The organism is Paenibacillus sp. FSL K6-1122 (assembly GCF_037977015.1).
GTDB classification, from domain to species: Bacteria; Bacillota; Bacilli; order Paenibacillales; family Paenibacillaceae; genus Paenibacillus; species Paenibacillus amylolyticus.
The window spans coordinates 3,323,096-3,334,894 of the sequence record NZ_CP150272.1 but is presented as its reverse complement, the minus strand read 5'-3'; the positions used below and the strand labels follow the sequence as shown (position 1 = coordinate 3,334,894).

The following is an 11,799-nucleotide window of genomic DNA, read 5'->3' as shown; positions in this document are numbered from 1 at the left end:
GTTAACCGCTTTCATCATCCTAAAACGAATATAATGTTATGTCAATATATTTATTTGTATATTAGCATGTTATCTTAATTTAACGACACTAAATAATATACCATTTGAAGCAATTATCCCCATTTTATCCGCACCAAAAAGAGGCCTCGTTTATACGAAGCCCCTGATTGAACACAATGAATATTAAGTTGTTATAATTAACCCTTTTGTTTCACCATACTCGTTGACTTACCCTTCACCAATCGGGCAGGCAAAACAACTCTGTTCACTGCCATTTCGTTGTTCTGCATACTTTGAAGCACCATCTCGAATGCCTGTTTTCCCATATCAAACTGGCTTTGTCTCATATGGGTTACACGGCTTCCTTCGGCAGCGTTTGGACTGTCAAAGCAAATGATGGACATATCTTCCGGGATCCTCAGACCAAGCCGATCCGCTGCCTGTTCTGCAAGTAAAGCAATATGATACTCCGCAGCAAAGAGTGCAGTAATCTGGGGATATTTCTGTAAATGTTCCACCAATGTCTCCACATCACGGACCTCGACTTGAGGATCAAACACACTTGGCAGTGTCGAAAGAAAAGATTCTAACCACAGTTCCCTGTTCACCAGCACCCCTTGATCATGATGAGCCTCAATGATTCCTTCAATTCGTTCTTCAATCGGTGTAGTGTTCGCCGGAGGCTGCGTCAGAAAAGCGATGTGTCGGTGACCGAGGTTGAACAGATAATTCGTCCCTTCTCGCGCCGCGCCTACATTATCCGTACTGACAGATGAAGCCGGAATTCCTTTCAAGTACCGGTCAATCAGGACAAACGGGAATTTATTAACGACCAGTTTTAAAATCTCATCGCTGAAATATTCACCCTGTGCCGGGAAAATAATCAATCCATCCACACCCAGTTCCAGCAGTTCCTGAATACTCTGTTCCTCCTGCTCGGGAATCCCGAAGGAACGTCTAAGTACGAGAAAACAATCATGCTCTCGCGAAGCTTCTTCCATGCCATATAACAGTTCTGTACCATACATATCGCTGAAGTTAGTGATGACCAGCCCAATGAGCAGCTTCTTTTCTGGATCTTTAACCGCAGCACGCGGAGCAGGTCTGTTAGATCTTTCTTGTAACACATCTGCCGTATCAGCTACAAAAGAACCCCGTCCCGGCTGACGAACAATTAATTGTTCACTTGCCAGCATCTCAAGTGCTTTTTTAGTTGTAATCCGGCTAACTCCGAATTCATCACATAATTCCTTCTCCGAAGGAACACGCTCACCCACTTGATATTGATGAAGCTGTATCCGTTCACGCAAGGATTCAAAGATCTGTTCATACATCGGCTTGGATGCCGAATCTTTCCCCAATACAAGCACCTCCATAAATACCCATACTTCTCATGTTCTACATCCTAATATATCATGTTATATCATTAATGTGAAGAAAGGAGACAACTCACCTGCTGTCATATGAGAGCAAAAGAAAAAGCAACCCGATGGATGCTTCATTAATCTTAGGCGTCAGTTGTGAATCGAGACAACAAAAAGCCGACAAGCCCTGATACCTCGGCTTATCGGCTTCTTGCTTAGATGGTCAAAACGCAGTTATCATCCAAGTCATACTTTGCATAATTAAGGTTGCAGACCCTCAGCGGACGGTGGACTCACTTCCGTTCCATTCTCTTCAGGGCTCGAATCTGGTTCTGGAACGGATTGTTCTTGTGCTGCGCTGACGAACAATCGTCCAGCTGCTTCCGCCTCTACTTTGTTGCCTGCTGCATCCTGAGCGCGAATCACAATGACTCCACCATCCAGAACAAGGGATGAAGGTGTTGTGTACGTACCCGTATAACGACCAGGTTCAGTCTCCACCAATGGAATCTCTCCTGCCCCTTGGGCATTCAGATTCAGCGGTAACTGAATACGGAAAGATGCTTGCAGACCAGGTTTACTGTCAAACGAAACGGTGACACTCTCCCCTGATGTGATTCGAACATCTTCAGCTGGCGTAATATTCTTAAGTTCTGGCAACGCCGTTTCCACATAGACGGTGCGGGTTACCGTCGTTTTGTTACCAGCGATATCGGTTGCTGTAATGGTAATTGTGTTCTCGCCTTCATTGACCAATACACGGTGACTGAAACTTCTGTCTTTGCCCACTTGTACGGTTTGTCCGTTAACGGTTACCTTATCGAGGAATTGTTCCACGACATTACCCGTTACGTGAACAACTTCTGCATTGATGCGATCCCCTTGAGCTGGCGTGAGAATCGTCAATTGTGGTTTGGTCTGATCCAGAATAATGACAACGGGGAGTGAACGGTCCGTTGTTTTACCGTCTACCACTGCCTCCGCAGTAATCGCATTAATGCCAGAACGGAGCTTCACACCGTATGAGAACTTCCCATTTGCCACTGTTGTGGTGCCAGCCAGATCCTTGCCGTTGTAAATCTTGATCTGAGCTCCAGATGCCGGAGACGTTCCCGACACAGTGAAGGTTGATTGATTCGTATACGTGTTTGCAGGTACTGTGAGCACAGGTGCATTTACCGGATATCTCACGACTGCACGAATCATGTAATTGCCTTCTTCTACCGGTGAAGTACTCCATGCTCCGCTTACACGCTGCCAGCTTCGACCAGCATTCGTACCATTCTCATCGGTAGCGAGTCCCGGAGCACTTGTTCCGGCTACGCTTTGTACATACACGATATAGAAGTCACCCGTTACAATGACCGGTTCTGGGAATTCAACGGTTGTCCATTGATCGTTACGAAGTGCAGTACCGTCAAATGGTCCAGCCAGTTGCCGTCCCGGAGCTCCGCCCGCACCCGATGCATCATATACGGCATATTGGAACGCTGTACCTCCAGGTACAGGCCATTCGGTGTTCCAGAATCGGAACGATGCACCTGTCAGTTGAGCGGTCTCCAGCTCTGGTGTCATTCGAACTGCCCAAGCGTTATCCGCAGCATTAAAAGCTCGTGCGTTCTCTGCTGTTCCATCATCATAAGCAATTTCCCCAGGGAAACCGATGAATGGTTTTAAGGCAACATTTGCCTCAGCCGTACCATTACCAGGGACTGTCACAGTAACGGTTTTACTGTAATAATCTGCAGCCCGGATGGATAGGGTATAACTTCCTTCCAATACCTGAATATCGAAGCTGCCATCTGAACCTGTGCGAACTTCACCTACATTCGCATCTTCCACCACGAGAACGGAAGCATCAGCCAGTGGTTGTCCTGTCCGCTCATCCGTTACTACACCTTCAATCTGCCCATGCGGAATTGCTTCCAGATTAAAGTTGGCTTTGGCTCCATTGCCATCTGTAATCGTCACCTGCTGAGTTCGAGGATAATATCCATATGCTTCAGCTTTTAACGTGTAATCACCTGCTACGTGTGTGAAGTTATACTTGCCTGTAGCTGGATCTGTCTTCACCGAACGTCCGGTTTCCAGTACGGTAACCGTTGCACTTGCAGGCAGGCTTTGTGGATTAACCGAACCTGTTCCTGGTTTTTCAACTTCCGGTTGTGGCTGTTTCGTTTTGTTAAATTCCGCTTTGTCTGTCCGCGAAATTTTGTACCATGGATTATCATAGGACGGTTTTGGTTTGTCATTGTTAAGCACAACCGCACTGTCCTCCGTTACCGTCTCCGCAGCAACTCCCAGTACACGGAAATCATCAATGAACCAGCCTGTCTTCACAACACTGTTATCTGAGGTCAGGCGGAACCGGAATTGAACTTCATTACCGGTAAGTGCATCCAGATCATAAAATACAGGTGTCCATTGTTTACCGTTGGTACTATGTGAGAATTTGCCCAGTTCTGACCATGTGGTTCCACCATCCTTGGTGACTTCCACATACCCGTAATCGTATCCACTCTCAATCTCGTACCAATGATTAAACGTAAGTGTTCCTTCGGACACATCCGTCAAATCAATGACCGGAGATACGAGTGAATAGTTGGAGCCGCTCTCGTACGTATTGTCGAGATCAGTCGCCCAGACATTCGGCGGAGAAACCGCGGTGGCAGGTCCCGTTACCGGAATACCGCGTTCCCACTCATCTTTGGTTCCTGAATGAGTCCAGCCATTATCATCACTGCCATCGAAATGATCGATGTAGATATCCTGAGGCACCTCTACTGTAATGGATACCTCATTCGATTTGTCACTTTCATTGCCACTATAATCAAGTGCGGCAACGGTATAATAATACGTCGAATCTGTCACCGTAGCCGTATCTGTAAACGTTGTTCCTGTTGCAGTTCCAATGGATTCATAACCTGCACCTGCAGTTGTGGACCGATATACCACATAGGATTCGAGATCCTCATCGCTCGGACCAGTCCAGCTCAAGGCTACATTACCAAGAATATCGGCCGTCGCAGACAATCCGGCAGGAGCGCCCGGAGCAATCTCATCCAGTTCTTCTACAGCGAAATCATCAATGTACCAGCCAGCCTTTTGCAATGAATTATCGCTCGTCAGATTGAATTTGATGAACACCTGCTGTCCCGCGTATTCGCGAAGATCCACATATTGTGTCTTCCAATTGCCGCCTGTACCCGTGAAGGTTAACAGCTCTTGGAACACATAATCGCTATCCTCGGAAGCGATGTATACCTTGCCGAAGTCGATGTTATTCTCCAGGTCATACCAGTGCTTGAAGGATAATAACGCCCCTTCTGCACTCTCGGTTAGATCAATAGGCGGCGCAAGCAGATATGCATTGCTATTCGCCATATAAGTTCCTTGCAGATTGGTTGCAATCACCTTGTCACCGGAGTATGCACTTCCAGGACCACTGGTTGGTGCTCCCCATACCCAGGTACTTCCGGTTCCGCCAGTCGTGAATCCAAGCTGATCTTCTTCAAAATCCTGAAGATATCCTGGCTGAACACCATTGGACACATCCACTTTATATACCTGACTTTCGAATCCGTTGTTGCCGTAGTCGTTCACGCGGATATAATACTCCACACCTTGCGGTTCAATAAGAAAAGCAGGGATTGTCGCTGTATACGTTCCATCTTTGTTATCTCCAGCAATCCGGTTCATCGGCAGATAGACATACTGGTTGGTGCCTGTCGTTTTGGCAAAAGCCTCGACGGAGACTACCGCGACGTTATCTGTCACATGAGCAGTTAATGGTATATCAATGCCTGTAAAGGCAGAATTAACAGGGGTATGTGCCAGTACCGGCTCTTCCAGATCATCTCCGGCCGTAACCACTCTGCCGGATACTGTGCCGATCCCTTCGAGTACAGAACCCACAGCATCAAGGGCATTAATAATGCCGTGACCGTAGCCGTTATTAGGAGAGGTCGGATACTGACTATCCGTTCTCGGCGTGGCTGTATCTGTAATGATCTGCTCCAGCTGATCCACCGTAAGGGAATGATTGGCCTGAAGCAGCAGTGCAGCAAGCGCAGTTGTATGCGGGCCTGCCATGGACGTTCCGTTCCAGCCTCCCTCATATACACCGCCCGGAACTGATGAACGGATATTCACACCAGGGGCAGATACTTCCGGTTTGATCTCACCATACGGGGATGGGCCCAGCAGGGAGAACGAAGCCAGATTTCCGTTGATATCGGTTGCTCCTGTAGCAAAACTTTCAGGATAGTTGGCTGGGTTAGCAACAGAACCAGGTCCGCCCGGGTTACCCAGTCTCACATTTCCTGCGGAGAATTCCGGGAAAATCTGAGCATCACGCCAAGCTTGCACCATCGGTCGGAACCATTCATCCAATCCTGCGCCTCCGCCCCATGAGTTGTTGACGACATCCGGTGCAAGTTCAGGATGCAGATTACCTTCCGCATCGACTGGAGCGATCAACCATTGTCCGCCATCCAGAATAATGGCATCTGTTGTTTCCGGATTGAATATCCGCACACCAATCCATTTCGCACCGGGAGCAACCCCGATCTGATTGGTTCCATCTGCTTCAGAGCCAACCATCGTACCCATCGTGTGCGTACCATGCCCGTCTCCGTCCGCAGGGAGGGAAGCATTACTGTGCGGATCATACCAGCTCAGTTCGGGATCAACGATATTGCCCGAAGCATCCAGTCCCCGCCATTTGCTGCGAAGCGCCGGGTGGGTATAATCCACACCACTGTCCAGATTGGCAACAACAATCCCTGTTCCATCGATGCCCCGATCCCACACGGCTGGCGCATTGATGTAATCCAGGTTCCATTCCACGTTTTCTGTCGCAAGCTTGTCCTTTGCAGCAGGCTCTTTGTCTTTGACTCCGACTGAAGAGTCTTTAGTTGGCGTTTGGACAACATCTTTGCCTGATGCCGCATTCGCTGGTTCTTTACTCACTTCGGCTTTCTGTAAGTATCTCGTCTCATTCGGTAGAATCTTCTCCACCTCAGGCAGCAGCGCAATCTGTTCCATGACTTCTTTGGTACTCGTTACTGCCAGTGAATTGACGATAAAATAGCTTTTATATTCTTTGACCTTACCCAGGTCAACTTCCTTTTCCAGATAAGTTTCCAATTGATATTGTGTACGCGAGGCTGTTTCTCGCAGAGAGCTGACGACCGAATTACGAACGGACAGCTTTGTGGCTGAAGCCGTTTGTTTGGCGATGGTCGCCTTTTCAAGGGCCTGTTTGGAGACTGCTGCTGTATCCACCTGTTCCTTCATTTTCACCAGATAGGTCACATATTCACTACCATCAAATTCTTTGGTCAACTTGGCGTTTACTTTGGATTCCGTAACTTTGGCAAGTCCAGATTTCATATCCAATTTGGATGATGTGGAGTTTTCAGCTGAAACCGGATGAATGATCGAAAATGCAAGGAGAAGCGAGAGCCCCATGGAGATGGGCTTGCGTAACCGATTAATCTTTATCAAACTTTTCCACTCCTTTTACCCGGTTTTTTAATTTAGTCTGGTACATATGCCCTTCTCTGCAGAATGAAACGGTAAAATAACCTTTATTGCGTACGAAATAGATACCCTGGATTTCACATAAAGCCTCACCTCCTTTACAGGTCTGGTTAGGGATCAATATGAGTCAGAAGAGATAACAGATCAGTCTATGATTTTTTACTTGGAAGTTTAGGAGATTGAATGAATCGGATTAAACTATGTGAGTGAATAGTTTGGGTGTTTGAATAATCCAATGAGAGTGAATGTCTGTAAGCATTCATGTGGAAGGGTAATCTGGAGCGTTAGCAGAACGCTTGCTAAGGAGTGGTGGATATGACTTTCGATCGTGATTCGAGTGAGTAGTTAAACATTTTAATTACATATAATAGTCGATTAGGAATTTAATTGGATTTTATTGGTATAGTATAAAATCATTATTCGATATATACAAGCACTTTATTGAAAATTATAGAAAATAAGTCTATTTAATGCTTTTATGTGTCTGATGTCGCTTACGTATTTCAGCTTATTTTTCGTATTCATGCATTTTTTTTGATGAATAATAGTTTTTAGTAGTTCTATATAACCAAGACCTGACACTCAAAATTTCAAATCAAGAAAAAGAACGACATGAGAACTCTCATGTCGTTCATCTCAAAATTTATATCTCATCATGTAATGTTCACGCCGCCACTTGCATACCCGACAACCGTATTCACAAGTGTGAGTCCGGCTGCCGTTGCCGAGAACACCAGTAGCAGACGTGTCTGTGCAGTCACAGGTATAGTCAATCCGGTTGTTATGCCATTGGAGATACTACCCAAAGCAATAATACCGGTGAGTGGAGGTGCCAGTGTAACGACCGCCCCCGGAACCGCAGTAAATGCATTATCAGGAGTAGGTGAACTGAATAATTGCGCAGTGATGGTCACCGTTGAACCGACCAAGGCCAAGGCTGCTGTGGTACTGAAATAGGCAGCAATCGAAGTTATAACGCCATCCCGTGGGACAGAGAACGCAAAGTTAATGAGTGGTCCGACAATCGTTCCCGTTAAATCAATCGTGCCACCCAGAATGCTGACTCCTGTTGCCGAGCTGCCGAAACCGATAAGACTTGTCGTTCCAACCAGTCCACCAAGAATCGTTGTTAATATGGCAGGTCCGCCAGAAGCAAACGGTATGATGGCTCCAGAACCCGTAGCCCCAGTAACACCAGTGCTGCCAGTTACTCCCGCAATCCCAGTTGCGCCGGTAGCCCCGGTTACCCCTGCAATTCCGGCTGCACCCGTATCTCCTGTCACACCCGTTGCCCCGGTGACTCCCGCAAGTCCAGCTGCACCCGTATTCCCTGTGACTCCGGTGGCTCCTGCTACGCCAGGATCACCTGTTGCTCCTGTAACGCCCGCTGCCCCAACAGCTCCTGTACTCCCCGTTACACCTGTCGCTCCTGTTGCGCCACCTGCTGGGCCTGCCGCACCCGTTGCGCCAGTAACACCTGTCGCACCTGCGGGTCCCTGGGCACCAGCAGCTCCCGGTGTACCAGCTGGACCTACACCACCCTGAGCACCAGCAACGCCAGCCGGGCCTTGTGGACCAGGTACGCCCTGAGGACCCGCTGGTCCTGCAGGTCCTGCCGGACCTTGACTGCCTATGTTTCTAAGCCCTGTTGTGATTGCCAATTCGGTCGCCCGAATCAAAATGACCAGTTGATCTTTCTCAGCCGAATCGATATTCCCCTGTAAAATGACAGATAGGAGCACATCCAGCAATTGCTGCAAATTGGTTCCCACACTGATCGGAGAAAATGGAACGGCCTCTGCAGATACAATGGTAAGCTCCAAGATCGCTTCGAGATCTGCCTTGGTTCCCTTTTTCAAATCCGAGCAATGAACCAGAGCCAGTAATTTACGCAGTACCTCAATCAGAAGTGAAACATTGTGAGGCGAGGGATTCGCAAAAACCTGTACAATTGCTCCTTTCAACTCACCAATTAATTTGAGAAGGAATTCGGCTTCTTTGTCAAAACACTTATGATGGTGGTTATTGTGATGATGATTGTGGTGGTTATGATGGTGCTCGTGATGGTGTTCTTTGTGCTGCTCTTGGGGATGGTCACAGTCCTCAGCTTTTTTTTTCTTAAATCCGCTCCAACCATATCTGATGCGTTTCTTTGGTTTCATCTTTTTAGCAGATCCTCCTTAGTGAGTCTCAATCAATCCATTACAGGCGAACATCACTGGTTTGATGATATCAGTATATTAGCAAGCAAGAATTTCGTGATTATTATATAAGTGAATTTCCGAATTACAGTTTCATCTTGGAGAAACCTCCATTATCACGGAGAGGATTTTGCATGGAAGTCAGCCCTATATATAGCCCAACCAAAAGAGCGCTATCCGATGAGTACAATACTCCTGGATGCGCCCTTTTTATATTTACAGTATTTAATTTATCTTTGTTGATTAGTCCAATTTAATTTTGAAAACAATAGGCGCATTACTTTTCACAGTTGTCGTTGTGATTGTCAGTGCGTCCGCTGTTCTCTCCCATTTCGGTTGTTCCTCGTAACCAAGTACCTGAATATCTTGAATGACCCCTTGAAAATGATGAGAATTTTCCTTCAGGGATTTAATCTGCACCACCCCGTTATCTGGATAGGCAAGAACCGTGGCATACAGAGTACTTTCTTTTAACGTAAACCGTATATCTTCACTCGTAAATATCTTCGTATCCCCATCCGTGAATTGCCCTTCCTTCACCTCTGTCGGACCCTCACCAAACGTACGCCAGAATGACGTGTCATAGATCGCTTCCCCATTCACTTCCAGCCACTTGCCAATGCTCAGCAAAATCTCACGATCTTCTTCCGGTATGCTGCCGTCTGCTTTGGGCCCAATGTTCAGCAGTAAATTTCCGTTTTTGCTTACAATATCGACGAGATCCCGAATGATCTCTTCAGCCGTTTTATAGTTATTATTTTCCGTATAACACCATGAGTTTTTAGCAACAGCTGTATCCGTTTGCCAAAAATAGGGCTTAAGCTCAGCGAACTGTCCCCGCTCCACATCCGGAACGGCACTACCAAACATGTAGGCCTCATGTTTATAATTGATAGCAACAGGCACGCCCCATTCTTCGCCTTTGTTATAATAATAGGCAGCAAATTTTTTAAGATAGGGTTTGAAAGCAACCGTTTGAATCCACCAATCAAAATAAAAGACCTTTGGCTGATATTGATCGACCAGTTCACAGCAGCGAATCAACCAGTCCTCCAGATACTCCTCGGTTGGAGGTGAGTCATACAAGTCGAAGTGATCCTTGGGTTCAGGCATGGCAGGCCAATAGAAATCCCCACGCTCCAGGGGTTCCTTAATATCTGAATCAAACTCCTTCCCGTGAGACATGAAGAACCAGTGCTCGGCGCGGTGAGACGACACGCATAATGTCAGCCCCTGCTTCTCGTATGCAACCTTCATCTCACCCAGAAGATCCCGTTTGGGGCCCATTTCATATGTGTTATAGTGAGAGATAGAGCTTTTGTACATCTGAAAACCATCATGGTGCTCAGCCACAGGCATAACATATCTGGCTCCAGCCTGTTTGAATAACGTTGCCCATTCGTCTGCATCGAACTTCTCTGCACGAAACATCGGAATGAAGTCTTTATATCCAAAGCCCTTATGAGGTCCATACACCTCAAGGTGATGTTCATAAGCTTTGGTGCCTTGTATGTACATATTTCGCGAATACCATTCGCTATCATAGGCCGGTACAGAATATAGCCCCCAGTGAATGAATATGCCGAATTTCGCTTTTGGGTACCATTCGGGTACTTGGAAGGTGCTAAGCGAACTCCAGTTGTCCTTGAATTTACCGCTCTCAATCGTTGCTTCAATATGTTGCAAATATTCGTTTTTGTCCATGAGATGTTCTCATCCCTTCTGTTATTGTCTGTAGTTGTATTGTAGTGCTACGGCCGAAAGATAGACATGCAGAACACTAACTTTTAGATGGACAATAATAACCTTGTATGGAGATGAAAAGTATGAATCACCAAACTTTGCTTACGAACTACCTGTCCAATCTCCAAGTCGAATTATTCATGGTCAATTACAATCGGTGTGATACGGATTGGCGGGATCTGGATTACACGCCCGATTACAGCAAGTTTTATTTCATATGCGAAGGTGAAGGTTGGCTCAAAATTGGGGATGAGGAGTATTACCCTGCACCTAATCAACTTATTTTAATGCCAGAGGGGATCCAACAGTCTTACTCTGCCATTAATGAAAGTCCTTTTCTCAAATATTGGTGTCACTTTAGCGCGAAGGTTGGTGGAATCAATCTGTTCCAAATTCTGAAATTCCCACACATCTGTACGATAGATCAACCTGAGTTGATTCAAGCAATCTTCAGCAGTATCCTTACATATGCAAAATCCGATGAAGTCTATGGCCATATGATGGCCAAGAGCAAACTAACCGAGCTACTGTCTCACTATATAATGAATCTGGATCTGGATCAGATCTCTTTTATTAACGTGCCTGTCATGGAGAAACTGTCCACCATTCTGGCTTATATTGATTCCAACATCGAAGAGAATATTTCGGTTCAGGATCTGGCCCAGATCGCCTACATGCATCCGAATTATTTCATTCGATTCTTCAAGCAGCAGATCGGAGTTCCTCCGATCCTCTATATTACTGGCAAAAAAATCGATAAGGCCAAGGAGTTGCTGGCGTGCACCCCGAACACAATAACCACCATCGCCGAGCATCTCGGTTTCAGTGATTTGTATTATTTCTCCAGACAGTTCAAAAAGCATACAGGGTTAACTCCAACGGAATACCGCAAACAACAAACGGTACTTACAACGAAACATGGTCTATAAATAAGCCAAAGCAAAGAG

The 11,799-nt window shown here is 46.4% G+C and carries 5 protein-coding genes; 1 reads left to right on the top strand and 4 read right to left on the bottom strand.

Going from position 1 to position 11,799, the window contains the following annotated elements; all coding sequences use genetic code 11:
- Window positions 1-197: 197 nt before the first annotated feature.
- The 4 genes from NSQ20_RS15225 to NSQ20_RS15210 form a co-directional block, all read right to left on the bottom strand.
- Window positions 198-1,370, bottom strand: coding sequence for a GntR family transcriptional regulator (locus tag NSQ20_RS15225; RefSeq protein ID WP_340033032.1), 1,173 nt, complete (start codon window positions 1,368-1,370; stop codon window positions 198-200).
- Window positions 1,371-1,625: 255 nt separating this feature from the next.
- Window positions 1,626-6,872, bottom strand: coding sequence for a S8 family serine peptidase (locus NSQ20_RS15220; protein WP_340032897.1), 5,247 nt, complete (start codon window positions 6,870-6,872; stop codon window positions 1,626-1,628).
- 689 nt (window positions 6,873-7,561) lie between these two features.
- Window positions 7,562-9,070, bottom strand: a complete 1,509-nt coding sequence (locus NSQ20_RS15215; protein ID WP_340032896.1) for an exosporium glycoprotein BclB-related protein — start codon at window positions 9,068-9,070, stop codon at window positions 7,562-7,564.
- A gap of 282 nt (window positions 9,071-9,352) precedes the next feature.
- Window positions 9,353-10,813, bottom strand: a complete 1,461-nt coding sequence (locus tag NSQ20_RS15210; protein WP_036670770.1) for an alpha-L-fucosidase — start codon at window positions 10,811-10,813, stop codon at window positions 9,353-9,355.
- Window positions 10,814-10,935: 122 nt separating this feature from the next.
- Here NSQ20_RS15210 and NSQ20_RS15205 point away from each other — a divergent pair, with 122 nt between their 5' ends.
- Window positions 10,936-11,781, top strand: a complete 846-nt coding sequence (locus tag NSQ20_RS15205) for an AraC family transcriptional regulator (RefSeq protein WP_036670768.1) — start codon at window positions 10,936-10,938, stop codon at window positions 11,779-11,781.
- Window positions 11,782-11,799: the final 18 nt, after the last annotated feature.